The sequence below is a fragment of the Enterococcus saigonensis genome (assembly GCF_011397115.1).
Taxonomy (GTDB): domain Bacteria; phylum Bacillota; class Bacilli; order Lactobacillales; family Enterococcaceae; genus Enterococcus_C; species Enterococcus_C saigonensis.
On the sequence record NZ_AP022824.1, the window covers coordinates 1 to 25,275 of the forward strand.

Sequence of the window (25,275 nt, forward strand, 5' to 3'; positions counted from 1 at the left end):
TATTCATATTCGTTGTTATATTAGTTTTTTCTTGGTGTTTATCGTATCTATTCGCTGTTTGAACGACTGTTTAATTCAACACCGAGATTTTTCTTTTATCTGTTTAAACTGCTATAGCAGTTAATAACTTCATTCCGTTATTTCTAACTACATATTCGCTTGATATTTTAGAAACTTGATAATGAATTTTATTCTTGCTAACACCTAACTCATCCGCAAGCTCTTTGATTGTTTTTAAATTCTCACTCATGGCTTGCTCCTTTACTCGAACATTTGCACGTTCTGGTTGTTCAAGGTCTTGTAATTTTACAGTTGGCAAGTATTGTTCAATCGCTTTTTCAAATACTTCGCCATATTTCCTTTTGAATACGGTGCTTGCTTCTCACGTACATACGACAAATGCGTTTTCACGCCCTCAAGTCCTCGTAAGGCTTTCAGTTCATCATAGCGTGGATAGACGTTCTTTTGTAAGCCTGACATGAGTGCAAGGTCGGTCATTTCATACGACTTAACAGCATGGAATCTAGCAAAAGAAGCGTGTGTAGTTGCTTTGCATAGCTTCCGCATACAAAGCTTGTTCGGTTTGTTCTTTTTTTGCCTGCTCTTCTTGTACAATGATCATCTAACTTGTAACTGGTATCGTCTGCTTGCCATTTTTTTCGTGATATGAAAGACAATCGAATCAATCGAACGTCTTTTTTGATTTTGTCATAGGCTACATTCAAATGGTGTATTGATTAATTTCTTTAAGAGGTGCATTTAATATCCATTTTGTAAAATCTGTCATATTTTTATTCATCGACTGTATTTGTCATAGCTCGTAATTTTGCATCGAAATAGACGGATGGCGTAGGCTTCGACTTGCTCCTCTCTGCGCCCTTAGAACTATAATGCTCGTATTGGTTATAGTGCATGGATAACCACTTATACAACACAATGTGTACTTGCTGTTTAACTCCATAATGTCACTAATAGCATATTGGGTAAAATTTTGCTTCAAGTCAATCAAATAAGGCATAATCGCTTGGTCAAAGCGGATCGTGACTTCATCATCATAATCATTCCACTTGATATAAGGGATTGGCACAATACTTTCAAATTCAAATCCTTTTCAGTCTGCTCTCGCACTTCAAAATAAGCTTGTTTCTGCATTTTTTCAATGGCTTGTTTAAAGCGACTATGCTTGTCGTTGTCGACACATCAAAGAAAGCAAACATTCTTTTTTGGATAAGTAAATCGTATGGTCTTTCGGTGGATTGTCCGTATCAATGCACGATACCGCCAATTCAAAAATCTTTAGAGGGTCTTATCCATTTTTGCTACGCTCGTAATCAAGTCATTGTGTTCCACGACTTTTCGTTTTGTCAGTTCATCTGTACATCACCTGCTTTTTTACATGATTCGTTTCTGGTATACTGGCATAGAAAAATACGCTCTTTGCGTGTTTTGGTTAGGCATAGAGAAAGACATTTTACAGTGGTATTTTCTCTATGCTCTTATTATAGCACTATATAGAGAAAAATAAATGCAATTCTCTCTGTTACACAGTTTTTCTCTCTGTATACACAGTTTTTTCTCTCTGTATACACAGTTTTTTCTCTCTGTATGTTTTTCTCTGTTTAATCTCGCAAACCTTGCTAAAACTGCCTTTTTCGGCACGCAAAAGGTTTAAAGATTTAAAGATTTAAAATATATAAGATAAATTAAAAGGCTTCGCCCTCTCGTTCACTTCGGTTAAAAAATCTAAAAGATCAAAATCGTACAGTAATAAATGCAAAAAGGAGTGAGCGAAAAACACGCTCACATTGTACTTGCAGCGTTCACTTCGTTCACTTGCGAAAAGAAAAGAGCAAACCTCTTTTAGGGATTTTCTTGATTGCTCTAATTGCTCGTATACGCTGTTTTAATTGTTTGACTAGATAAATACGCCTATCTGGCAATCAAACGCCTTACAGGCGTCAGGGCAAGCCCTAACGACCCTTGAATTAAAAACCTACATGAATAATTGTTTTTTAATTCCAAACAAAACAGTTCATTTAAATCAATTTAAACCCACTTTAACCCACTTAAATCGTTTCTAAGGCGTTTTAATCTTACATTTGAATAAATAGACGTTTAATATGAAAAACGCCTTAAACGGAATTTTATGAGCTTTTAAAAATGATTTGCTTTTATTCGCACGTTTACTTTTGATTAAACTAGCGAAGTCTGTTTAATTAAAAGTAAATGTTTAGTTGAGCAAAGCGAAACCAGAAAGGAGCAAACAACATGACATTAGATTACAGAAAAACATTTGAAATTGAGATAATCAATGAATTTCAATCAGCGATTCACTCAAAAATGTTGAACTATGTTTTAAATAATGAACTCGATAAAAGCGATTCTACAAACCTACAAGTAAATTTATTAAAACAATTATCAAACATGAACCAAATTAATTTATTTGAATTATCTTTAGAGGAATTAGAAGCCTATCACGACTATTTACGAACGATAAAAAAATATGCCGATAACATCACACGAACAACGTGAGTTTTAACAAACACGCTTGACGATAAAACGAAATGTAAATTAAGTTTTATCGCACAATTACGTAGAAACGAAGTTACTGCGTATAAGTGCGCCCTTAAAAATAAGGGGTGGATTCTACAAAATTAATTTGAAAAATATTCCCTTAGAGATTTTTACTAAGGGCGCACTTATACGCAGTAAAAAAATCTACGCGAATTTTTTCTACGTTGTGCTAAGGGCGCACTTACACTCACCAAATTTTTTTGGTGTCTATCGTGCTAAAAAGAGGACAGATCACTTGCGTGACGTGTACTCTTTTTCGTCAAGCGTGTTGGTTAAAATTCGCTTTACTCATGTTAAAATCTTGTTGAACTAGTTTTTTTATTGCTAGTAATTTTTTTACCTAGTTTTGTATTTTGTGGCAAGCCAGCTTCCTAAACGGTTTTTACTTTACGAGTTGGATAAGGCAAGTTATTCAGGATCAATTAGATCCACCCTTTCAAATAAAGCGAACGACCCTAACACACCAAATCGGACTGTTTTTGATCCATACACTTCTAGAAATATTTTCGCAGCCCGATCGTAAAAATGAAGAAATAGAAGATCATTAATTGGCTAAAAATTCCGAATAAAATAACAAGTTCATTCAGAATTGAAAGGGAACTTTCACAAAGTTTTTAAGAAAAAGACGGCTGTTACATCAATCTTTTTCGGGTTGAAAAGAGGTAGACCAATTGCGATTCACAAAGAAAGCCCCTGGAATGGTTGATCCAGGGGCTACTTCGTTTAAAAGAGATTATGGTAACTAAGAGGTTAAATAACTATTTTATTTTTGGCTCAGAGTACACTTTGATAGTAATTAACCAACTAAAAATAATTATTATAGAAAAAATAAGTAACATATTGCTATATAAATATGATTGAGAAGAAACATTTATAGGAATAATTTTTTTATTTAGTATGTCTACAGACAGTAATCCTCCTACAACTGCGATTCCTAGTCCTTCAGATAAGAAACTTGTAAAATTAAGTAAACTCATTCCTGAACCACTTTCTTTTGTAGTTAAACTACTTGAAACAATTGTAGATATAACCGTTTTTGTAAAGGACAGACCTCCAAATATAAAAATAATTAATATAGTAATTAAAAAAGGTGTCGTTTCAACAAACAGTGCAGCCAATAGAAAACTAATTGATAACAACATAGCTCCTATAGTTAACACGAATATTGGTCCTTTTTTATCTACTAGTATTCCACCAAAGTAACCAAAAATAATGACACTAACAGCTCCTGGAAAGATAATCCCGTTACCAATGGCAAGTGTACTTAACTGATATAAATCTCTCATCATATAAGGAACCATTGAAATAAATCCTGCCACCGTTCCAAAAAAAAGACCTCCACAAACAATACCAACCATAAAAGATCGGTTTTCACCTAATTTAGGCTCAATAAACGGCTCATCCACTTTTTTTATGTGCTTAATAAAAATAATGAAAATAACGAAACTTATTCCTAAGAAATATAATTTATATGATGTGGTAAACACCATAAAAGTTACTATGCTTAACGACATTAATACTAATCCTATAAAATCAAAACTTCCCTTTTTAATCGGTTCATGATCAAGCATTTTGATAAGAAAAGGAACTGATATTAAAGTTCCTAAAGGTAATATCAATAGATAAGACCAATGAATATATTCAGCTATCATTCCACCGATAGATGGACCTAGAGCTTCACCCATTGCAACAATGGAACCAATAAGTCCAAAAGCCTTTCCCTGGCTCTCCCTTGGAATATATTTAGCAACAACCACCATAATTAACGCAGGAAAAGCTGCAGCTCCTGTACCTTGAATGAATCGTGATAATAATAATACAGGAAATGATGTATGACCTATAAAACCCATAATTGAACCTATACAATTTAATAAAATTCCTGTTAATAACAGTTTCTTAATACCAACATAATCAGAAACTTTGCCATATATGGCTGTTCCTACAGAAAAACTTAACATGAACGATGTATTAATCCAATTTATACTTGCAGGAGCTTTTCCAAAGTAATTCGCTACATCAGGAAAAGATACATTTAGAACCATTTCATTTAGTACACTAAAGAAAGATAAAAAGCAAAGCCAAAGTAATAATTTGTTGTATTGTGATTTATGGTTTGACGAATTAGAATTCATTTCTTCACTCTTTCCCTTTAATTAATAAAGATTTTATCCTATCAACTTTTCCTTGTTGATATAAACTTTTATCTACCACTTCTTGATAAGATACAATTTTATTTTTTATATAGGCTTGTCCATTAAATAGTTCATTACTCTTTTCTTCAAATATTAAAAATAAAGATTGAGGTAACTTTGCAATTAAATTAAATTCATCTTCTACCTCTGATACATTTAAGACATTTCCCTCTAATTTTCCGAGTTCACTAATAGCCTTCCCTAAATAATCTTTATTTGCAGATACATCTATCTCTACTACTGGTTCTACAATGACTGTTTTAGAATTTAACAATGCTTTATACAATGCATATGGTGTTAACTTTCTAAATTCAGATGGTGTACTGACTGGACTAAAAAATTCAGCATCTGTCAACGTTACTTTTACATTGGTTAATTCAAAATCATAAAGACCTGTTTTAGTTGAACTAAACACACTATCTTTAATAGCATTTTGAAATGACTGTTTCAGATAACCTGTTGTCACTAAACTATCAAATTGAATGCCTGATAGGTTACTCGGTTCAACTTTCAAGGTCATCGTTGCCCAATAGGGATTAAGTGATTCATCTACATCAATTGTGCCTATTCCTATTTCTTCTATAATTTCTTTATAAACAATTGTTGGTAATGATAATTTAAGCGTCTTAAAAGAGTAACGTCTGCGTATAGTTTCTTCTAAGTATTCTCGTTGAACTCGACCAAAAATTTTCATTGAGATTTCTGAAGTTTCTTTATCAATTGAGAAATCAAGTAATGGATCTTCTTCTGATAATTCAGTTAATAAGTCTAGTAACGTCATTCTCTCTTCTTCCCCAACTTGGAAAGTGATTTTTAAACTTGGGCTAGGTAAAGATAGCTCATTAGTTAAAGGTTCTCCTAAGAAATCTTGAATCTTTAATTCTTTACATTTTGGAAACATAAAAATATCTCCTGTTTGAATACTATTTGCTTCTACAAATTGGTTGTCTTGTAATACTAAAAAACGTGGTAGCTTCTTTTCTTCTTGATTATTTAACAAATAAGTTTGGTTCTTACTTATTTCACCGGATAGTAATCTAAAATAAGCTTGTTTTTGACCATTCATAAAAGTAATTTTATATAAATATGCAGATAAATTATCCTTACTTTTATCAACTAAATCAAAGCTACCTAATAAATTTAATAAAGTATCTATCCCTTCTCCTGTCACAGCCGAACCTAAAATTAAAGGATAACTTTCATTCATTAAAGTTCGTTGGTTCAACTCATTTTTTAGCTCTATTTCACTTATTAATACATCATTCATAAACTTTTCAAGTAGATAAGGACTGTTTTCGATTAAAGTATCTCTACTTTCTTGACTAAACAAGGATTCTACTAGAACAAGATGACTCGTCAATTTATTCTTGATTTCAGAAATCAGATATTCTGGTCTTGCTGTTTCTATATCTATTTTATTTAAGAAAAAGATAGTCGGTATCTTGGCTTCTTGTAATGTATCAAAAATCCTTCTTGTTTGAGTTGGGAGTTCTCCTAAACTTGAAACGACTAAAACAGCTATATCAATAACGTTTAGTGACCTCACTACTTCACCATAAAATTCAATATGTCCAGGCATATCAACCAAATTTATTTTTGTTTGACACCACTCTAAAGAAACAGAAGCTGTTTTTATTGTAATGCCTCTTTCTTTCTCTAAATCAAGGGTATCAGTAATAGTATCACCCTTCTTAATACTTCCTTGCTTATAATTTTCATGGGTTCTACTATACAAACTTTCTGTTAAAGATGTTTTTCCAGCGTCTACATGAGCGACAATTCCTACATTAATAATTTTTTTCATCAAAAAAAGACTTCTATGGATTTATGTTCGCAAAAATACTCATCGCAAATACCATAGAAGTCTATTGTTCACGACCTTCTAATTATAGTTCGAGAGTATTTCTTTAAGAGCACACCAAATAAGCCTTTGTTTTTCAGCTATATTAAAATGTGCTATTTAGAAATACTCCGAAGCATATGAAGATCACTCACTTATTTTTATTTGATTTATTTATCTTAAGTTAGTATAAATTATAAAAATTAAAAAAACAATTTTTTTAGTTAATTATAACGTCGCTTATGTTAACCCTATATAATATTTAAGCCCTCAGATCGATTCTGAGGGCTTTTTTGCTATTAATAATAGGGATTATGTTAAGCAATAGATTAGATAACTGAAAATAGTTCATTCGACATAATATTTTTATTCAATTATAAAAATTCAATTAGAATTAAACTATTTTAGGTTATCACTCGATGATTGAGAGGTTTTCAAATTTTTTTTTTAACTATTCCTTGCATAAATAGCCTTTAAACTACTCATTTTAATTTAATACAAGGAATATTTAAGTTGATATACTAAAGCATATTTAATATTTCTAATGGGAGTGATTAAAAATGTCTATAGTTAAAATTGATAGTATTAATTTAAAAAAAATGAGTTTTTTCGATATTTATGACTTTGAGGATTTTTTTTTAGAAAATGCCTTGATAGAAAATGAGATAATAAGTGATCAATGTATTGAAAAATTATTTATTGAAGATAGTATAATCGAACACTGTGAATTAAGTGGAAATAATTTTGTTAAAGCTGAATTTACTAACTGTATATTTAAAAATTGTGATTTTTCAAATACAGTCTTATCAGAATCGGTATTGTACAAATGTGAATTTATCAATTGTAAAATGTTAGGCTTAGATATTTCCGAAGCCTATATAAATACAAATTTATTTTTAGAAAATAACATGGAAATGGTTAATTTATCAAGTGCTAATTTCAAAGAAGTTTCTTTCTCCGATTGTAATCTAACTAATACTGACTTGATAGATGCAAAGATGGTGAAAACCACATTTGACAGTTGTAAACTAGATAGTATGAATCTCACAGGAACTCTTTTAAAAAAAGTAGACATCAGCACTTGTCATTTTACTCATTTACCATTAAGTATTGAAACAATTTCTGGTAGTATCGTAAATGAACACCAAGCACTAATATTAGCAAGAGACCTTCTGAAAGTTAAAATAAAGTAGCAAACTACTCTTTAGACTAAGTATAACGCGATTTATGTTAAGTCAAAAAATTATCTTTAAAAGTTGTACAATAAATAGTACAACTTTTAAAGATAATTGGGGTGATAAAAATGGAAGCAGTTGCTTATTCTAATTTTAGACAAAATTTGAGAAGTTATATGAAACAAGTAAACGAAGACGCGGATCCAATCATTTATTGAGTCTCATTTCCATAATTGCCACCATTTTTTTGATGCTTCTTTTTTCTCTATCATTACTTTCTCCTTTAATTGTTCCTGAAAGATGGTGTGCTCATTTCTAAGATTTTCTATTTCCTCTTGAGGTTGATTATCTACCTTCTCCTTTTTTATATCCTTTGAGGGCATTTTAAGAGCTTTTAAACTATCATTCTCCGACTTGTATTCTTCTAGCAATTTTTTATCTTGCAAGGCTAGACGTTGCTGTTGGTCTAAGAGCTTTTGAGTTTGCTTTTGCGATTCCACCAAGCTTTTTATTTGTTCATCTTTATTTATATTTTGAGATTCAAGGTATTCAATTTGGTGTTTAAGACTGTTTAAATAATCATTTAATGAACTATTTAATTCAACACCTTCAATATTCATATTCGTTGTTATATTAGTTTTTTCTTGGTGTTTATCGGTATCTAATTCGCTGTTTGAACGACTGTTTAATTCAACACCGAGATTTTCTTTTATCTGTTTAACTGCTATAGCAGTTAATAACTTCATTCCGTTATTTCTAACTACATATTCGCTTGATATTTTAGAAACTTGATAATGAATTTTATTCTTGCTAACACCTAACTCATCCGCAAGCTCTTTGATTGTTTTTAAATTCTCACTCATGGCTTGCTCCTTTACCTCGAACATTTGCACGTTCTGGTTGTTCAAGGTCTTGTAATTTTACAGTTGGCAAGTATTGTTCAATCGCTTTTTTCAAATACTTCGCCATATTTCCTTTTGAATACGGTGCTTGCTTCTCACGTACATACGACAAATGCGTTTTCACGCCCTCAAGTCCTCGTAAGGCTTTCAGTTCATCATAGCGTGGATAGACGTTCTTTTGTAAGCCTGACATGAGTGCAAGGTCGGTCATTTCATACGGACTTAACAGCATGGAATCTAGCAACAAGCGTGTGTAGTTGCTTTGCATAGCTTCCGCATACAAAGCTTGTTCGGTTTGTTCTTTTTTTGCCTGCTCTTCTTGGTACAATGGATCATCTAACTTGTAACTGGTATCGTCTGCTTGCCATTTTTTCGTGATATGAAAGACAATCGAATCAATCGAACGTCCTTTTTTGATTTTGTCATAGGCTACATTCAAATGGGTGTATTGATTAATTTCTTTAAGAGGTGCATTTAATATCCATTTTGTAAAATCTGTCATATTTTTATATTCATCGACTGTATTTGTCATAGCTCGTAATTCTTGCATCGAAATAGACGGATGGCGGTAGGCTTCGACTTGCTCCTCTCTGCGCCCACCCTTAGAACTATAATGCTCGTATTGGTTATAGTGCATGGATAACCACTTATACAACACAATGCTGTACTTGCTGTTTAACTCCATAATGTCACTAATAGCATATTGGGTAAAATTTTGCTTCAAGTCAATCAAATAAGGCATAATCGCTTGGTCAAAGCGGATCGTGACTTCATCATCATAATCATTCCACTTGATATAAGGGATTGGCACAATACTTTCAAATTCAAATCCTTTTCCAGTCTGCTCTCGCACTTCAAAATAAGCTTGTTTCTGCATTTTTTCAATGGCTTGTTTAAAGCGACTATGCTTGTCGTTGTCGGACACATCAAAGAAAGCAAACAATTCTTTTTTGGATAAGTAAATCGTATGGTCTTTCGGTGGATTGTCCGTATCAATGCACGATACCGCCAATTCAAAAATCTTTAGAGGGGTCTTATCCATTTTTGCTACGCTCGTAATCAAGTCATTGTGTTCCACGACTTTTCGTTTTGTCAGTTCATCCATGTACATCACCTGCTTTTTTACATGATTCGTTTCTGGTATACTGGCCATAGAAAATACGCTCCTTTGCGTGTTTTGGTTAGGCATAGAGAAAGACATTTTACAGTGGTATTTTCTCTATGCTCTTATTATAGCACTATATAGAGAAAAATAAATGCAACTTCTCTCTGTATACACAGTTTTTTCTCTCTGTATACACAGTTTTTTCTCTCTGTATACACAGTTTTTTCTCTCTGTATACACAGTTTTTTCTCTCTGTTTAATCTCGCAAACCCTTGCTAAAACTGCCTTTTTCGGCACGCAAAAGGTTTAAAAGATTTAAAAGATTTAAAATATATAAGATAAATTAAAAAGGCTTCGCCCTCTCGTTCACTTCGGTTAAAAAATCTAAAAGATCAAAATCGTACAGTAATAAATGCAAAAAGGAGTGAGCGAAAAACACGCTCACATTGTACTTGCAGCGTTCACTTCGTTCACTTGCGAAAAGAAAAGAGCAAACCCTCTTTTAGGGATTTTCTTGATTGGCTCTAATTGCTCGTATACGCTGTTTTAATTGTTTGACTAGATAAATACGCCTATCTGGCAATCAAACGCCTTACAGGCGGTCAGGGCAAGCCCTAACGACCCTTGAATTAAAAACCTACATGAATAATTGTTTTTTAATTCCAAACAAAACAGTTCATTTAAAATCAATTTAAACCCACTTTAAACCCACTTAAAATCGTTTCTAAGGCGTTTTAATCTTACATTTGAATAAATAGACGTTTAATATGAAAAACGCCTTAAAACGAATTTTATGACGTTTTTTGAGAAAATTGTTTTTTACCCGCACGTTTACTTTTGATTAAACTAGCGAAGTCTGTTTAATTAAAAGTAAATGTTTAGTTGAGCAAAGCGAAACCAGAAAGGAGCAAACAACATGACCTTAGATTACAGAAAAACATTTGAAATTGAGATAATCAATGAATTTCAATCAGCGATTCACTCAAAAATGTTGAACTATGTTTTAAATAATGAACTCGATAAAAGTGATTCGACAAACCTACAAGTAAATTTATTAAAACAATTATCAAACATGAACCAAATTAATTTATTTGAATTATCTTTAGAAGAATTAGAAGCCTATCACGACTATTTACGAACGATAAAAAAATATGCCGATAACATCACACGAACAGCGTGAGTTTTAACAAACACGCTTGACGATAAAACGAAATGTAAATTAAGTTTTATAGCACAATTACCACTAAATAAAATTTAGGGGTATAAGTGCGCCCTTAAAACTAAGGGGTTCATTTCTACAAAGTTAATCTGACAACTATTCCCTTAGCGATTTTTACTAAGGGCGCACTTATACGCAGTAAAAAAATCTAGCGAATTTTTTCTACGTTGTGCTAAGGGCGCACTTACACTCACCAAAATTTTTTGGTGTCTATCGTGCTAAAAAAGAGGACAGATCACTTGCGTGACGTGTACTCTTTTTTCGTCAAGCGTGTTGGTTAAAATTCGCTTTACTCATGTTAAAATCTTGTTGAACTAGTTTCTTTTATTGCTAGTAATTTTTTTACCTAGTTTTGTATTTTGTGGCAAGCCAGCTTCCTAAACGGGTTTTTACTTTACGAGTTGGATAAGGCAAGTTATTCAGGATCAATTAGATCCACCCTTTCAAATAAAGCGAACGACCCTAACACACCAAATCGGACTGTTTTTGATCCATACACTTCTAGAAATATTTTCGCAGCCCGATCGTAAAAATGAAGAAATAGAAGATCATTAATTGGCTAAAAATTCCGAATAAAATAACAAGTTCATTCAGAATTGAAAGGGAACTTTCACAAAGTTTTTAAGAAAAAGACGGCTGTTACATCAATCTTTTTCGGGTTGAAAAGAGGTAGACCAATTGCGATTCACAAAGAAAGCCCCTGGAATGGTTGATCCAGGGGCTACTTCGTTTAAAAGAGATTATGGTAACTAAGAGGTTAAATAACTATTTTATTTTTGGCTCAGAGTACACTTTGATAGTAATTAACCAACTAAAAATAATTATTATAGAAAAAATAAGTAACATATTGCTATATAAATATGATTGAGAAGAAACATTTATAGGAATAATTTTTTTATTTAGTATGTCTACAGACAGTAATCCTCCTACAACTGCGATTCCTAGTCCTTCAGATAAGAAACTTGTAAAATTAAGTAAACTCATTCCTGAACCACTTTCTTTTGTAGTTAAACTACTTGAAACAATTGTAGATATAACCGTTTTTGTAAAGGACAGACCTCCAAATATAAAAATAATTAATATAGTAATTAAAAAAGGTGTCGTTTCAACAAACAGTGCAGCCAATAGAAAACTAATTGATAACAACATAGCTCCTATAGTTAACACGAATATTGGTCCTTTTTTATCTACTAGTATTCCACCAAAGTAACCAAAAATAATGACACTAACAGCTCCTGGAAAGATAATCCCGTTACCAATGGCAAGTGTACTTAACTGATATAAATCTCTCATCATATAAGGAACCATTGAAATAAATCCTGCCACCGTTCCAAAAAAAAGACCTCCACAAACAATACCAACCATAAAAGATCGGTTTTCACCTAATTTAGGCTCAATAAACGGCTCATCCACTTTTTTTATGTGCTTAATAAAAATAATGAAAATAACGAAACTTATTCCTAAGAAATATAATTTATATGATGTGGTAAACACCATAAAAGTTACTATGCTTAACGACATTAATACTAATCCTATAAAATCAAAACTTCCCTTTTTAATCGGTTCATGATCAAGCATTTTGATAAGAAAAGGAACTGATATTAAAGTTCCTAAAGGTAATATCAATAGATAAGACCAATGAATATATTCAGCTATCATTCCACCGATAGATGGACCTAGAGCTTCACCCATTGCAACAATGGAACCAATAAGTCCAAAAGCCTTTCCCTGGCTCTCCCTTGGAATATATTTAGCAACAACCACCATAATTAACGCAGGAAAAGCTGCAGCTCCTGTACCTTGAATGAATCGTGATAATAATAATACAGGAAATGATGTATGACCTATAAAACCCATAATTGAACCTATACAATTTAATAAAATTCCTGTTAATAACAGTTTCTTAATACCAACATAATCAGAAACTTTGCCATATATGGCTGTTCCTACAGAAAAACTTAACATGAACGATGTATTAATCCAATTTATACTTGCAGGAGCTTTTCCAAAGTAATTCGCTACATCAGGAAAAGATACATTTAGAACCATTTCATTTAGTACACTAAAGAAAGATAAAAAGCAAAGCCAAAGTAATAATTTGTTGTATTGTGATTTATGGTTTGACGAATTAGAATTCATTTCTTCACTCTTTCCCTTTAATTAATAAAGATTTTATCCTATCAACTTTTCCTTGTTGATATAAACTTTTATCTACCACTTCTTGATAAGATACAATTTTATTTTTTATATAGGCTTGTCCATTAAATAGTTCATTACTCTTTTCTTCAAATATTAAAAATAAAGATTGAGGTAACTTTGCAATTAAATTAAATTCATCTTCTACCTCTGATACATTTAAGACATTTCCCTCTAATTTTCCGAGTTCACTAATAGCCTTCCCTAAATAATCTTTATTTGCAGATACATCTATCTCTACTACTGGTTCTACAATGACTGTTTTAGAATTTAACAATGCTTTATACAATGCATATGGTGTTAACTTTCTAAATTCAGATGGTGTACTGACTGGACTAAAAAATTCAGCATCTGTCAACGTTACTTTTACATTGGTTAATTCAAAATCATAAAGACCTGTTTTAGTTGAACTAAACACACTATCTTTAATAGCATTTTGAAATGACTGTTTCAGATAACCTGTTGTCACTAAACTATCAAATTGAATGCCTGATAGGTTACTCGGTTCAACTTTCAAGGTCATCGTTGCCCAATAGGGATTAAGTGATTCATCTACATCAATTGTGCCTATTCCTATTTCTTCTATAATTTCTTTATAAACAATTGTTGGTAATGATAATTTAAGCGTCTTAAAAGAGTAACGTCTGCGTATAGTTTCTTCTAAGTATTCTCGTTGAACTCGACCAAAAATTTTCATTGAGATTTCTGAAGTTTCTTTATCAATTGAGAAATCAAGTAATGGATCTTCTTCTGATAATTCAGTTAATAAGTCTAGTAACGTCATTCTCTCTTCTTCCCCAACTTGGAAAGTGATTTTTAAACTTGGGCTAGGTAAAGATAGCTCATTAGTTAAAGGTTCTCCTAAGAAATCTTGAATCTTTAATTCTTTACATTTTGGAAACATAAAAATATCTCCTGTTTGAATACTATTTGCTTCTACAAATTGGTTGTCTTGTAATACTAAAAAACGTGGTAGCTTCTTTTCTTCTTGATTATTTAACAAATAAGTTTGGTTCTTACTTATTTCACCGGATAGTAATCTAAAATAAGCTTGTTTTTGACCATTCATAAAAGTAATTTTATATAAATATGCAGATAAATTATCCTTACTTTTATCAACTAAATCAAAGCTACCTAATAAATTTAATAAAGTATCTATCCCTTCTCCTGTCACAGCCGAACCTAAAATTAAAGGATAACTTTCATTCATTAAAGTTCGTTGGTTCAACTCATTTTTTAGCTCTATTTCACTTATTAATACATCATTCATAAACTTTTCAAGTAGATAAGGACTGTTTTCGATTAAAGTATCTCTACTTTCTTGACTAAACAAGGATTCTACTAGAACAAGATGACTCGTCAATTTATTCTTGATTTCAGAAATCAGATATTCTGGTCTTGCTGTTTCTATATCTATTTTATTTAAGAAAAAGATAGTCGGTATCTTGGCTTCTTGTAATGTATCAAAAATCCTTCTTGTTTGAGTTGGGAGTTCTCCTAAACTTGAAACGACTAAAACAGCTATATCAATAACGTTTAGTGACCTCACTACTTCACCATAAAATTCAATATGTCCAGGCATATCAACCAAATTTATTTTTGTTTGACACCACTCTAAAGAAACAGAAGCTGTTTTTATTGTAATGCCTCTTTCTTTCTCTAAATCAAGGGTATCAGTAATAGTATCACCCTTCTTAATACTTCCTTGCTTATAATTTTCATGGGTTCTACTATACAAACTTTCTGTTAAAGATGTTTTTCCAGCGTCTACATGAGCGACAATTCCTACATTAATAATTTTTTTCATCAAAAAAAGACTTCTATGGATTTATGTTCGCAAAAATACTCATCGCAAATACCATAGAAGTCTATTGTTCACGACCTTCTAATTATAGTTCGAGAGTATTTCTTTAAGAGCACACCAAATAAGCCTTTGTTTTTCAGCTATATTAAAATGTGCTATTTAGAAATACTCCGAAGCATATGAAGATCACTCACTTATTTTTATTTGATTTATTTATCTTAAGTTAGTATAAATTATAAAAATTAAAAAAACAATTTTTTTAGTTAATTATAACGTCGCTTATGTTAACCCTATATAATATTTAAGCCCTCAGATCGATTCTGAGGGCTTTTTTGCTATTAATAATAGGGATTATGTTAAGCAATAGATTAGATAACTGAAAATAGTTCATTCGACATAATATTTTTATTCAATTATAAAAATTCAATTAGAATTAAACTATTTTAGGTTATCACTCGATGATTGAGAGGTTTTCAAATTTTTTTTTTAACTATTCCTTGCATAAATAGCCTTTAAACTACTCATTTTAATTTAATACAAGGAATATTTAAGTTGATATACTAAAGCATATTTAATATTTCTAATGGGAGTGATTAAAAATGTCTATAGTTAAAATTGATAGTATTAATTTAAAAAAAATGAGTTTTTTCGATATTTATGACTTTGAGGATTTTTTTTTAGAAAATGCCTTGATAGAAAATGAGATAATAAGTGATCAATGTATTGAAAAATTATTTATTGAAGATAGTATAATCGAACACTGTGAATTAAGTGGAAATAATTTTGTTAAAGCTGAATTTACTAACTGTATATTTAAAAATTGTGATTTTTCAAATACAGTCTTATCAGAATCGGTATTGTACAAATGTGAATTTATCAATTGTAAAATGTTAGGCTTAGATATTTCCGAAGCCTATATAAATACAAATTTATTTTTAGAAAATAACATGGAAATGGTTAATTTATCAAGTGCTAATTTCAAAGAAGTTTCTTTCTCCGATTGTAATCTAACTAATACTGACTTGATAGATGCAAAGATGGTGAAAACCACATTTGACAGTTGTAAACTAGATAGTATGAATCTCACAGGAACTCTTTTAAAAAAAGTAGACATCAGCACTTGTCATTTTACTCATTTACCATTAAGTATTGAAACAATTTCTGGTAGTATCGTAAATGAACACCAAGCACTAATATTAGCAAGAGACCTTCTGAAAGTTAAAATAAAGTAGCAAACTACTCTTTAGACTAAGTATAACGCGATTTATGTTAAGTCAAAAAATTATCTTTAAAAGTTGTACAATAAATAGTACAACTTTTAAAGATAATTGGGGTGATAAAAATGGAAGCAGTTGCTTATTCTAATTTTAGACAAAATTTGAGAAGTTATATGAAACAAGTAAACGAAGACGCGGATCCAATCATTTATTGAGTCTCATTTCCATAATTGCCACCATTTTTTTGATGCTTCTTTTTTCTCTATCATTACTTTCTCCTTTAATTGTTCCTGAAAGATGGTGTGCTCATTTCTAAGATTTTCTATTTCCTCTTGAGGTTGATTATCTACCTTCTCCTTTTTTATATCCTTTGAGGGCATTTTAAGAGCTTTTAAACTATCATTCTCCGACTTGTATTCTTCTAGCAATTTTTTATCTTGCAAGGCTAGACGTTGCTGTTGGTCTAAGAGCTTTTGAGTTTGCTTTTGCGATTCCACCAAGCTTTTTATTTGTTCATCTTTATTTATATTTTGAGATTCAAGGTATTCAATTTGGTGTTTAAGACTGTTTAAATAATCATTTAATGAACTATTTAATTCAACACCTTCAATATTCATATTCGTTGTTATATTAGTTTTTTCTTGGTGTTTATCGGTATCTAATTCGCTGTTTGAACGACTGTTTAATTCAACACCGAGATTTTCTTTTATCTGTTTAACTGCTATAGCAGTTAATAACTTCATTCCGTTATTTCTAACTACATATTCGCTTGATATTTTAGAAACTTGATAATGAATTTTATTCTTGCTAACACCTAACTCATCCGCAAGCTCTTTGATTGTTTTTAAATTCTCACTCATGGCTTGCTCCTTTACCTCGAACATTTGCACGTTCTGGTTGTTCAAGGTCTTGTAATTTTACAGTTGGCAAGTATTGTTCAATCGCTTTTTTCAAATACTTCGCCATATTTCCTTTTGAATACGGTGCTTGCTTCTCACGTACATACGACAAATGCGTTTTCACGCCCTCAAGTCCTCGTAAGGCTTTCAGTTCATCATAGCGTGGATAGACGTTCTTTTGTAAGCCTGACATGAGTGCAAGGTCGGTCATTTCATACGGACTTAACAGCATGGAATCTAGCAACAAGCGTGTGTAGTTGCTTTGCATAGCTTCCGCATACAAAGCTTGTTCGGTTTGTTCTTTTTTTGCCTGCTCTTCTTGGTACAATGGATCATCTAACTTGTAACTGGTATCGTCTGCTTGCCATTTTTTCGTGATATGAAAGACAATCGAATCAATCGAACGTCCTTTTTTGATTTTGTCATAGGCTACATTCAAATGGGTGTATTGATTAATTTCTTTAAGAGGTGCATTTAATATCCATTTTGTAAAATCTGTCATATTTTTATATTCATCGACTGTATTTGTCATAGCTCGTAATTCTTGCATCGAAATAGACGGATGGCGGTAGGCTTCGACTTGCTCCTCTCTGCGCCCACCCTTAGAACTATAATGCTCGTATTGGTTATAGTGCATGGATAACCACTTATACAACACAATGCTGTACTTGCTGTTTAACTCCATAATGTCACTAATAGCATATTGGGTAAAATTTTGCTTCAAGTCAATCAAATAAGGCATAATCGCTTGGTCAAAGCGGATCGTGACTTCATCATCATAATCATTCCACTTGATATAAGGGATTGGCACAATACTTTCAAATTCAAATCCTTTTCCAGTCTGCTCTCGCACTTCAAAATAAGCTTGTTTCTGCATTTTTTCAATGGCTTGTTTAAAGCGACTATGCTTGTCGTTGTCGGACACATCAAAGAAAGCAAACAATTCTTTTTTGGATAAGTAAATCGTATGGTCTTTCGGTGGATTGTCCGTATCAATGCACGATACCGCCAATTCAAAAATCTTTAGAGGGGTCTTATCCATTTTTGCTACGCTCGTAATCAAGTCATTGTGTTCCACGACTTTTCGTTTTGTCAGTTCATCCATGTACATCACCTGCTTTTTTACATGATTCGTTTCTGGTATACTGGCCATAGAAAATACGCTCCTTTGCGTGTTTTGGTTAGGCATAGAGAAAGACATTTTACAGTGGTATTTTCTCTATGCTCTTATTATAGCACTATATAGAGAAAAATAAATGCAACTTCTCTCTGTATACACAGTTTTTTCTCTCTGTATACACAGTTTTTTCTCTCTGTATACACAGTTTTTTCTCTCTGTATACACAGTTTTTTCTCTCTGTTTAATCTCGCAAACCCTTGCTAAAACTGCCTTTTTCGGCACGCAAAAGGTTTAAAAGATTTAAAAGATTTAAAATATATAAGATAAATTAAAAAGGCTTCGCCCTCTCGTTCACTTCGGTTAAAAAATCTAAAAGATCAAAATCGTACAGTAATAAATGCAAAAAGGAGTGAGCGAAAAACACGCTCACATTGTACTTGCAGCGTTCACTTCGTTCACTTGCGAAAAGAAAAGAGCAAACCCTCTTTTAGGGATTTTCTTGATTGGCTCTAATTGCTCGTATACGCTGTTTTAATTGTTTGACTAGATAAATACGCCTATCTGGCAATCAAACGCCTTACAGGCGGTCAGGGCAAGCCCTAACGACCCTTGAATTAAAAACCTACATGAATAATTGTTTTTTAATTCCAAACAAAACAGTTCATTTAAAATCAATTTAAACCCACTTTAAACCCACTTAAAATCGTTTCTAAGGCGTTTTAATCTTACATTTGAATAAATAGACGTTTAATATGAAAAACGCCTTAAAACGAATTTTATGACGTTTTTTGAGAAAATTGTTTTTTACCCGCACGTTTACTTTTGATTAAACTAGCGAAGTCTGTTTAATTAAAAGTAAATGTTTAGTTGAGCAAAGCGAAACCAGAAAGGAGCAAACAACATGACCTTAGATTACAGAAAAACATTTGAAATTGAGATAATCAATGAATTTCAATCAGCGATTCACTCAAAAATGTTGAACTATGTTTTAAATAATGAACTCGATAAAAGTGATTCGACAAACCTACAAGTAAATTTATTAAAACAATTATCAAACATGAACCAAATTAATTTATTTGAATTATCTTTAGAAGAATTAGAAGCCTATCACGACTATTTACGAACGATAAAAAAATATGCCGATAACATCACACGAACAGCGTGAGTTTTAACAAACACGCTTGACGATAAAACGAAATGTAAATTAAGTTTTATAGCACAATTACCACTAAATAAAATTTAGGGGTATAAGTGCGCCCTTAAAACTAAGGGGTTCATTTCTACAAAGTTAATCTGACAACTATTCCCTTAGCGATTTTTACTAAGGGCGCACTTATACGCAGTAAAAAAATCTAGCGAATTTTTTCTACGTTGTGCTAAGGGCGCACTTACACTCACCAAAATTTTTTGGTGTCTATCGTGCTAAAAAAGAGGACAGATCACTTGCGTGACGTGTACTCTTTTTTCGTCAAGCGTGTTGGTTAAAATTCGCTTTACTCATGTTAAAATCTTGTTGAACTAGTTTCTTTTATTGCTAGTAATTTTTTTACCTAGTTTTGTATTTTGTGGCAAGCCAGCTTCCTAAACGGGTTTTTACTTTACGAGTTGGATAAGGCAAGTTATTCAGGATCAATTAGATCCACCCTTTCAAATAAAGCGAACGACCCTAACACACCAAATCGGACTGTTTTTGATCCATACACTTCTAGAAATATTTTCGCAGCCCGATCGTAAAAATGAAGAAATAGAAGATCATTAATTGGCTAAAAATTCCGAATAAAATAACAAGTTCATTCAGAATTGAAAGGGAACTTTCACAAAGTTTTTAAGAAAAAGACGGCTGTTACATCAATCTTTTTCGGGTTGAAAAGAGGTAGACCAATTGCGATTCACAAAGAAAGCCCCTGGAATGGTTGATCCAGGGGCTACTTCGTTTAAAAGAGATTATGGTAACTAAGAGGTTAAATAACTATTTTATTTTTGGCTCAGAGTACACTTTGATAGTAATTAACCAACTAAAAATAATTATTATAGAAAAAATAAGTAACATATTGCTATATAAATATGATTGAGAAGAAACATTTATAGGAATAATTTTTTTATTTAGTATGTCTACAGACAGTAATCCTCCTACAACTGCGATTCCTAGTCCTTCAGATAAGAAACTTGTAAAATTAAGTAAACTCATTCCTGAACCACTTTCTTTTGTAGTTAAACTACTTGAAACAATTGTAGATATAACCGTTTTTGTAAAGGACAGACCTCCAAATATAAAAATAATTAATATAGTAATTAAAAAAGGTGTCGTTTCAACAAACAGTGCAGCCAATAGAAAACTAATTGATAACAACATAGCTCCTATAGTTAACACGAATATTGGTCCTTTTTTATCTACTAGTATTCCACCAAAGTAACCAAAAATAATGACACTAACAGCTCCTGGAAAGATAATCCCGTTACCAATGGCAAGTGTACTTAACTGATATAAATCTCTCATCATATAAGGAACCATTGAAATAAATCCTGCCACCGTTCCAAAAAAAAGACCTCCACAAACAATACCAACCATAAAAGATCGGTTTTCACCTAATTTAGGCTCAATAAACGGCTCATCCACTTTTTTTATGTGCTTAATAAAAATAATGAAAATAACGAAACTTATTCCTAAGAAATATAATTTATATGATGTGGTAAACACCATAAAAGTTACTATGCTTAACGACATTAATACTAATCCTATAAAATCAAAACTTCCCTTTTTAATCGGTTCATGATCAAGCATTTTGATAAGAAAAGGAACTGATATTAAAGTTCCTAAAGGTAATATCAATAGATAAGACCAATGAATATATTCAGCTATCATTCCACCGATAGATGGACCTAGAGCTTCACCCATTGCAACAATGGAACCAATAAGTCCAAAAGCCTTTCCCTGGCTCTCCCTTGGAATATATTTAGCAACAACCACCATAATTAACGCAGGAAAAGCTGCAGCTCCTGTACCTTGAATGAATCGTGATAATAATAATACAGGAAATGATGTATGACCTATAAAACCCATAATTGAACCTATACAATTTAATAAAATTCCTGTTAATAACAGTTTCTTAATACCAACATAATCAGAAACTTTGCCATATATGGCTGTTCCTACAGAAAAACTTAACATGAACGATGTATTAATCCAATTTATACTTGCAGGAGCTTTTCCAAAGTAATTCGCTACATCAGGAAAAGATACATTTAGAACCATTTCATTTAGTACACTAAAGAAAGATAAAAAGCAAAGCCAAAGTAATAATTTGTTGTATTGTGATTTATGGTTTGACGAATTAGAATTCATTTCTTCACTCTTTCCCTTTAATTAATAAAGATTTTATCCTATCAACTTTTCCTTGTTGATATAAACTTTTATCTACCACTTCTTGATAAGATACAATTTTATTTTTTATATAGGCTTGTCCATTAAATAGTTCATTACTCTTTTCTTCAAATATTAAAAATAAAGATTGAGGTAACTTTGCAATTAAATTAAATTCATCTTCTACCTCTGATACATTTAAGACATTTCCCTCTAATTTTCCGAGTTCACTAATAGCCTTCCCTAAATAATCTTTATTTGCAGATACATCTATCTCTACTACTGGTTCTACAATGACTGTTTTAGAATTTAACAATGCTTTATACAATGCATATGGTGTTAACTTTCTAAATTCAGATGGTGTACTGACTGGACTAAAAAATTCAGCATCTGTCAACGTTACTTTTACATTGGTTAATTCAAAATCATAAAGACCTGTTTTAGTTGAACTAAACACACTATCTTTAATAGCATTTTGAAATGACTGTTTCAGATAACCTGTTGTCACTAAACTATCAAATTGAATGCCTGATAGGTTACTCGGTTCAACTTTCAAGGTCATCGTTGCCCAATAGGGATTAAGTGATTCATCTACATCAATTGTGCCTATTCCTATTTCTTCTATAATTTCTTTATAAACAATTGTTGGTAATGATAATTTAAGCGTCTTAAAAGAGTAACGTCTGCGTATAGTTTCTTCTAAGTATTCTCGTTGAACTCGACCAAAAATTTTCATTGAGATTTCTGAAGTTTCTTTATCAATTGAGAAATCAAGTAATGGATCTTCTTCTGATAATTCAGTTAATAAGTCTAGTAACGTCATTCTCTCTTCTTCCCCAACTTGGAAAGTGATTTTTAAACTTGGGCTAGGTAAAGATAGCTCATTAGTTAAAGGTTCTCCTAAGAAATCTTGAATCTTTAATTCTTTACATTTTGGAAACATAAAAATATCTCCTGTTTGAATACTATTTGCTTCTACAAATTGGTTGTCTTGTAATACTAAAAAACGTGGTAGCTTCTTTTCTTCTTGATTATTTAACAAATAAGTTTGGTTCTTACTTATTTCACCGGATAGTAATCTAAAATAAGCTTGTTTTTGACCATTCATAAAAGTAATTTTATATAAATATGCAGATAAATTATCCTTACTTTTATCAACTAAATCAAAGCTACCTAATAAATTTAATAAAGTATCTATCCCTTCTCCTGTCACAGCCGAACCTAAAATTAAAGGATAACTTTCATTCATTAAAGTTCGTTGGTTCAACTCATTTTTTAGCTCTATTTCACTTATTAATACATCATTCATAAACTTTTCAAGTAGATAAGGACTGTTTTCGATTAAAGTATCTCTACTTTCTTGACTAAACAAGGATTCTACTAGAACAAGATGACTCGTCAATTTATTCTTGATTTCAGAAATCAGATATTCTGGTCTTGCTGTTTCTATATCTATTTTATTTAAGAAAAAGATAGTCGGTATCTTGGCTTCTTGTAATGTATCAAAAATCCTTCTTGTTTGAGTTGGGAGTTCTCCTAAACTTGAAACGACTAAAACAGCTATATCAATAACGTTTAGTGACCTCACTACTTCACCATAAAATTCAATATGTCCAGGCATATCAACCAAATTTATTTTTGTTTGACACCACTCTAAAGAAACAGAAGCTGTTTTTATTGTAATGCCTCTTTCTTTCTCTAAATCAAGGGTATCAGTAATAGTATCACCCTTCTTAATACTTCCTTGCTTATAATTTTCATGGGTTCTACTATACAAACTTTCTGTTAAAGATGTTTTTCCAGCGTCTACATGAGCGACAATTCCTACATTAATAATTTTTTTCATCAAAAAAAGACTTCTATGGATTTATGTTCGCAAAAATACTCATCGCAAATACCATAGAAGTCTATTGTTCACGACCTTCTAATTATAGTTCGAGAGTATTTCTTTAAGAGCACACCAAATAAGCCTTTGTTTTTCAGCTATATTAAAATGTGCTATTTAGAAATACTCCGAAGCATATGAAGATCACTCACTTATTTTTATTTGATTTATTTATCTTAAGTTAGTATAAATTATAAAAATTAAAAAAACAATTTTTTTAGTTAATTATAACGTCGCTTATGTTAACCCTATATAATATTTAAGCCCTCAGATCGATTCTGAGGGCTTTTTTGCTATTAATAATAGGGATTATGTTAAGCAATAGATTAGATAACTGAAAATAGTTCATTCGACATAATATTTTTATTCAATTATAAAAATTCAATTAGAATTAAACTATTTTAGGTTATCACTCGATGATTGAGAGGTTTTCAAATTTTTTTTTTAACTATTCCTTGCATAAATAGCCTTTAAACTACTCATTTTAATTTAATACAAGGAATATTTAAGTTGATATACTAAAGCATATTTAATATTTCTAATGGGAGTGATTAAAAATGTCTATAGTTAAAATTGATAGTATTAATTTAAAAAAAATGAGTTTTTTCGATATTTATGACTTTGAGGATTTTTTTTTAGAAAATGCCTTGATAGAAAATGAGATAATAAGTGATCAATGTATTGAAAAATTATTTATTGAAGATAGTATAATCGAACACTGTGAATTAAGTGGAAATAATTTTGTTAAAGCTGAATTTACTAACTGTATATTTAAAAATTGTGATTTTTCAAATACAGTCTTATCAGAATCGGTATTGTACAAATGTGAATTTATCAATTGTAAAATGTTAGGCTTAGATATTTCCGAAGCCTATATAAATACAAATTTATTTTTAGAAAATAACATGGAAATGGTTAATTTATCAAGTGCTAATTTCAAAGAAGTTTCTTTCTCCGATTGTAATCTAACTAATACTGACTTGATAGATGCAAAGATGGTGAAAACCACATTTGACAGTTGTAAACTAGATAGTATGAATCTCACAGGAACTCTTTTAAAAAAAGTAGACATCAGCACTTGTCATTTTACTCATTTACCATTAAGTATTGAAACAATTTCTGGTAGTATCGTAAATGAACACCAAGCACTAATATTAGCAAGAGACCTTCTGAAAGTTAAAATAAAGTAGCAAACTACTCTTTAGACTAAGTATAACGCGATTTATGTTAAGTCAAAAAATTATCTTTAAAAGTTGTACAATAAATAGTACAACTTTTAAAGATAATTGGGGTGATAAAAATGGAAGCAGTTGCTTATTCTAATTTTAGACAAAATTTGAGAAGTTATATGAAACAAGTAAACGAAGACGCGGATCCAATCATTTATTGAGTCTCATTTCCATAATTGCCACCATTTTTTTGATGCTTCTTTTTTCTCTATCATTACTTTCTCCTTTAATTGTTCCTGAAAGATGGTGTGCTCATTTCTAAGATTTTCTATTTCCTCTTGAGGTTGATTATCTACCTTCTCCTTTTTTATATCCTTTGAGGGCATTTTAAGAGCTTTTAAACTATCATTCTCCGACTTGTATTCTTCTAGCAATTTTTTATCTTGCAAGGCTAGACGTTGCTGTTGGTCTAAGAGCTTTTGAGTTTGCTTTTGCGATTCCACCAAGCTTTTTATTTGTTCATCTTTATTTATATTTTGAGATTCAAGGTATTCAATTTGGTGTTTAAGACTGTTTAAATAATCATTTAATGAACTATTTAATTCAACACCTTCAAT

At 31.4% G+C, this 25,275-nt stretch carries 20 protein-coding genes and 4 pseudogenes; 9 read left to right on the forward strand and 15 right to left on the reverse strand.

The window, feature by feature from the left end; translation table 11 throughout:
• Position 1: 1 nt before the first annotated feature.
• The 4 genes and pseudogenes from EsVE80_RS14100 to EsVE80_RS13975 all read right to left on the reverse strand — a co-directional run.
• Positions 2 to 250, reverse strand: a pseudogene (locus EsVE80_RS14100) (hypothetical protein); the annotation flags it as partial.
• Between the two features lie 56 nt (positions 251 to 306).
• Positions 307 to 567 carry a hypothetical protein gene (locus EsVE80_RS13970; protein ID WP_232061379.1) on the reverse strand — a complete coding sequence of 87 codons (261 nt, stop codon included), beginning with the start codon at positions 565 to 567 and terminating at the stop codon, positions 307 to 309.
• Between the two features lie 154 nt (positions 568 to 721).
• A complete protein-coding gene (locus tag EsVE80_RS14105; protein ID WP_408639883.1) occupies positions 722 to 799 on the reverse strand; it encodes a hypothetical protein in 78 nt (25 codons plus the stop codon).
• Between the two features lie 12 nt (positions 800 to 811).
• Complete coding sequence (locus EsVE80_RS13975) at positions 812 to 1,018, reverse strand: replication initiation protein (RefSeq protein WP_332107362.1); 207 nt, start codon at positions 1,016 to 1,018, stop codon at positions 812 to 814.
• Positions 1,019 to 2,268: 1,250 nt separating this feature from the next.
• On the opposite strand from EsVE80_RS13975, the gene EsVE80_RS13655 reads away from it, so the two are divergent.
• On the forward strand, positions 2,269 to 2,532 hold the full coding sequence (locus EsVE80_RS13655) for an antitoxin epsilon (protein ID WP_144339883.1): 264 nt from the start codon (positions 2,269 to 2,271) through the stop codon (positions 2,530 to 2,532).
• A gap of 800 nt (positions 2,533 to 3,332) precedes the next feature.
• On the opposite strand, the gene tet (EsVE80_RS13660) is transcribed toward EsVE80_RS13655, so the two are convergent.
• A complete protein-coding gene (gene tet / locus EsVE80_RS13660; protein ID WP_117974230.1) occupies positions 3,333 to 4,706 on the reverse strand; it encodes a Tet(L)/Tet(K)/Tet(45) family tetracycline efflux MFS transporter in 1,374 nt (457 codons plus the stop codon).
• Between the two features lie 4 nt (positions 4,707 to 4,710).
• Entirely contained in the window at positions 4,711 to 6,570 is a 1,860-nt protein-coding gene (locus tag EsVE80_RS13665; protein WP_117974227.1) for a GTP-binding protein, read from the reverse strand.
• Between the two features lie 596 nt (positions 6,571 to 7,166).
• Here EsVE80_RS13665 and EsVE80_RS13670 point away from each other — a divergent pair.
• Together EsVE80_RS13670 and EsVE80_RS13675 are read left to right on the forward strand one after the other, a co-directional pair.
• A complete protein-coding gene (locus EsVE80_RS13670; protein ID WP_118251267.1) occupies positions 7,167 to 7,799 on the forward strand; it encodes a pentapeptide repeat-containing protein in 633 nt (210 codons plus the stop codon).
• A 110-nt stretch (positions 7,800 to 7,909) separates the two neighbouring features.
• Positions 7,910 to 7,993 (forward strand): annotated as a pseudogene (locus EsVE80_RS13675) (type II toxin-antitoxin system Phd/YefM family antitoxin); the annotation flags it as partial.
• Between the two features lie 9 nt (positions 7,994 to 8,002).
• On the opposite strand, the gene EsVE80_RS13680 reads toward EsVE80_RS13675, so the two are convergent.
• Both EsVE80_RS13680 and EsVE80_RS13685 read right to left on the reverse strand, forming a co-directional pair.
• A complete protein-coding gene (locus EsVE80_RS13680; protein ID WP_015065195.1) occupies positions 8,003 to 8,644 on the reverse strand; it encodes a hypothetical protein in 642 nt (213 codons plus the stop codon).
• Positions 8,637 to 9,836, reverse strand: coding sequence for a RepB family plasmid replication initiator protein (locus EsVE80_RS13685; RefSeq protein WP_040145014.1), 1,200 nt, complete (start codon positions 9,834 to 9,836; stop codon positions 8,637 to 8,639). The genes EsVE80_RS13680 and EsVE80_RS13685 overlap by 8 nt, the downstream gene beginning before the upstream one ends.
• An 868-nt stretch (positions 9,837 to 10,704) precedes the next feature.
• On the opposite strand from EsVE80_RS13685, the gene EsVE80_RS13690 reads away from it, so the two are divergent.
• Positions 10,705 to 10,968: an epsilon-antitoxin gene (locus EsVE80_RS13690; RefSeq protein ID WP_002336758.1), complete on the forward strand. Its 264-nt coding sequence runs from the start codon at positions 10,705 to 10,707 to the stop codon at positions 10,966 to 10,968.
• An 804-nt stretch (positions 10,969 to 11,772) separates the two neighbouring features.
• Here EsVE80_RS13690 and tet (EsVE80_RS13695) read toward each other — a convergent pair.
• Together tet (EsVE80_RS13695) and EsVE80_RS13700 are read right to left on the reverse strand one after the other, a co-directional pair.
• Positions 11,773 to 13,146 carry a Tet(L)/Tet(K)/Tet(45) family tetracycline efflux MFS transporter gene (gene tet / locus EsVE80_RS13695; RefSeq protein WP_117974230.1) on the reverse strand — a complete coding sequence of 458 codons (1,374 nt, stop codon included), beginning with the start codon at positions 13,144 to 13,146 and terminating at the stop codon, positions 11,773 to 11,775.
• A 4-nt stretch (positions 13,147 to 13,150) separates the two neighbouring features.
• Entirely contained in the window at positions 13,151 to 15,010 is a 1,860-nt protein-coding gene (locus tag EsVE80_RS13700; protein WP_117974227.1) for a GTP-binding protein, read from the reverse strand.
• A 596-nt stretch (positions 15,011 to 15,606) separates the two neighbouring features.
• On the opposite strand from EsVE80_RS13700, the gene EsVE80_RS13705 reads away from it, so the two are divergent.
• Positions 15,607 to 16,239 carry a pentapeptide repeat-containing protein gene (locus EsVE80_RS13705; protein ID WP_118251267.1) on the forward strand — a complete coding sequence of 211 codons (633 nt, stop codon included), beginning with the start codon at positions 15,607 to 15,609 and terminating at the stop codon, positions 16,237 to 16,239.
• Positions 16,240 to 16,349: 110 nt separating this feature from the next.
• Positions 16,350 to 16,433 (forward strand): annotated as a pseudogene (locus EsVE80_RS13710) (type II toxin-antitoxin system Phd/YefM family antitoxin); the annotation flags it as partial.
• A 9-nt stretch (positions 16,434 to 16,442) separates the two neighbouring features.
• On the opposite strand, the gene EsVE80_RS13715 reads toward EsVE80_RS13710, so the two are convergent.
• Both EsVE80_RS13715 and EsVE80_RS13720 read right to left on the reverse strand, forming a co-directional pair.
• Positions 16,443 to 17,084: a hypothetical protein gene (locus tag EsVE80_RS13715; RefSeq protein WP_015065195.1), complete on the reverse strand. Its 642-nt coding sequence runs from the start codon at positions 17,082 to 17,084 to the stop codon at positions 16,443 to 16,445.
• Positions 17,077 to 18,276 carry a RepB family plasmid replication initiator protein gene (locus EsVE80_RS13720; RefSeq protein WP_040145014.1) on the reverse strand — a complete coding sequence of 400 codons (1,200 nt, stop codon included), beginning with the start codon at positions 18,274 to 18,276 and terminating at the stop codon, positions 17,077 to 17,079. Before EsVE80_RS13720 ends, EsVE80_RS13715 begins: the two co-directional genes overlap by 8 nt.
• An 868-nt stretch (positions 18,277 to 19,144) precedes the next feature.
• On the opposite strand from EsVE80_RS13720, the gene EsVE80_RS13725 reads away from it, so the two are divergent.
• Positions 19,145 to 19,408 carry an epsilon-antitoxin gene (locus EsVE80_RS13725; RefSeq protein WP_002336758.1) on the forward strand — a complete coding sequence of 88 codons (264 nt, stop codon included), beginning with the start codon at positions 19,145 to 19,147 and terminating at the stop codon, positions 19,406 to 19,408.
• A gap of 804 nt (positions 19,409 to 20,212) precedes the next feature.
• Here the strand turns inward: EsVE80_RS13725 and tet (EsVE80_RS13730) are convergent.
• Positions 20,213 to 21,586, reverse strand: coding sequence for a Tet(L)/Tet(K)/Tet(45) family tetracycline efflux MFS transporter (gene tet, locus EsVE80_RS13730; RefSeq protein ID WP_117974230.1), 1,374 nt, complete (start codon positions 21,584 to 21,586; stop codon positions 20,213 to 20,215).
• Between the two features lie 4 nt (positions 21,587 to 21,590).
• On the reverse strand, positions 21,591 to 23,450 hold the full coding sequence (locus EsVE80_RS13735) for a GTP-binding protein (protein WP_117974227.1): 1,860 nt from the start codon (positions 23,448 to 23,450) through the stop codon (positions 21,591 to 21,593).
• A gap of 596 nt (positions 23,451 to 24,046) precedes the next feature.
• Between EsVE80_RS13735 and EsVE80_RS13740 the strand changes: the two genes are divergently transcribed.
• Positions 24,047 to 24,679 (forward strand): pentapeptide repeat-containing protein, encoded by a 633-nt coding sequence (locus EsVE80_RS13740; RefSeq protein ID WP_118251267.1) that lies wholly within the window; start codon positions 24,047 to 24,049, stop codon positions 24,677 to 24,679.
• Positions 24,680 to 24,789: 110 nt separating this feature from the next.
• Positions 24,790 to 24,873: pseudogene (locus EsVE80_RS13745) on the forward strand (type II toxin-antitoxin system Phd/YefM family antitoxin); the annotation flags it as partial.
• A gap of 9 nt (positions 24,874 to 24,882) precedes the next feature.
• Here EsVE80_RS13745 and EsVE80_RS13750 read toward each other — a convergent pair.
• Positions 24,883 to 25,161: a hypothetical protein gene (locus EsVE80_RS13750; RefSeq protein ID WP_232061374.1), complete on the reverse strand. Its 279-nt coding sequence runs from the start codon at positions 25,159 to 25,161 to the stop codon at positions 24,883 to 24,885.
• Positions 25,162 to 25,275 lie beyond the last annotated feature (114 nt).

Bases quoted from the DNA above. Each gene is read 5' to 3' on its own strand.
- EsVE80_RS13970 (WP_232061379.1), bottom strand. From the start codon at position 567: ATGCGGAAGCTATGCAAAGCAACTACACACGCTTCTTTTGCTAGATTC.
- EsVE80_RS14105 (WP_408639883.1), bottom strand. From the start codon at position 799: ATGAATAAAAATATGACAGATTTTACAAAATGGATATTAAATGCACCT.
- EsVE80_RS13975 (WP_332107362.1), bottom strand. From the start codon at position 1,018: ATGCCTTATTTGATTGACTTGAAGCAAAATTTTACCCAATATGCTATT.
- EsVE80_RS13655 (WP_144339883.1), top strand. From the start codon at position 2,269: ATGACATTAGATTACAGAAAAACATTTGAAATTGAGATAATCAATGAA.
- tet (WP_117974230.1), bottom strand. From the start codon at position 4,706: ATGAATTCTAATTCGTCAAACCATAAATCACAATACAACAAATTATTA.
- EsVE80_RS13665 (WP_117974227.1), bottom strand. From the start codon at position 6,570: ATGAAAAAAATTATTAATGTAGGAATTGTCGCTCATGTAGACGCTGGA.
- EsVE80_RS13670 (WP_118251267.1), top strand. From the start codon at position 7,167: ATGTCTATAGTTAAAATTGATAGTATTAATTTAAAAAAAATGAGTTTT.
- EsVE80_RS13680 (WP_015065195.1), bottom strand. From the start codon at position 8,644: ATGAGTGAGAATTTAAAAACAATCAAAGAGCTTGCGGATGAGTTAGGT.
- EsVE80_RS13685 (WP_040145014.1), bottom strand. From the start codon at position 9,836: ATGGCCAGTATACCAGAAACGAATCATGTAAAAAAGCAGGTGATGTAC.
- EsVE80_RS13690 (WP_002336758.1), top strand. From the start codon at position 10,705: ATGACCTTAGATTACAGAAAAACATTTGAAATTGAGATAATCAATGAA.
- tet (WP_117974230.1), bottom strand. From the start codon at position 13,146: ATGAATTCTAATTCGTCAAACCATAAATCACAATACAACAAATTATTA.
- EsVE80_RS13700 (WP_117974227.1), bottom strand. From the start codon at position 15,010: ATGAAAAAAATTATTAATGTAGGAATTGTCGCTCATGTAGACGCTGGA.
- EsVE80_RS13705 (WP_118251267.1), top strand. From the start codon at position 15,607: ATGTCTATAGTTAAAATTGATAGTATTAATTTAAAAAAAATGAGTTTT.
- EsVE80_RS13715 (WP_015065195.1), bottom strand. From the start codon at position 17,084: ATGAGTGAGAATTTAAAAACAATCAAAGAGCTTGCGGATGAGTTAGGT.
- EsVE80_RS13720 (WP_040145014.1), bottom strand. From the start codon at position 18,276: ATGGCCAGTATACCAGAAACGAATCATGTAAAAAAGCAGGTGATGTAC.
- EsVE80_RS13725 (WP_002336758.1), top strand. From the start codon at position 19,145: ATGACCTTAGATTACAGAAAAACATTTGAAATTGAGATAATCAATGAA.
- tet (WP_117974230.1), bottom strand. From the start codon at position 21,586: ATGAATTCTAATTCGTCAAACCATAAATCACAATACAACAAATTATTA.
- EsVE80_RS13735 (WP_117974227.1), bottom strand. From the start codon at position 23,450: ATGAAAAAAATTATTAATGTAGGAATTGTCGCTCATGTAGACGCTGGA.
- EsVE80_RS13740 (WP_118251267.1), top strand. From the start codon at position 24,047: ATGTCTATAGTTAAAATTGATAGTATTAATTTAAAAAAAATGAGTTTT.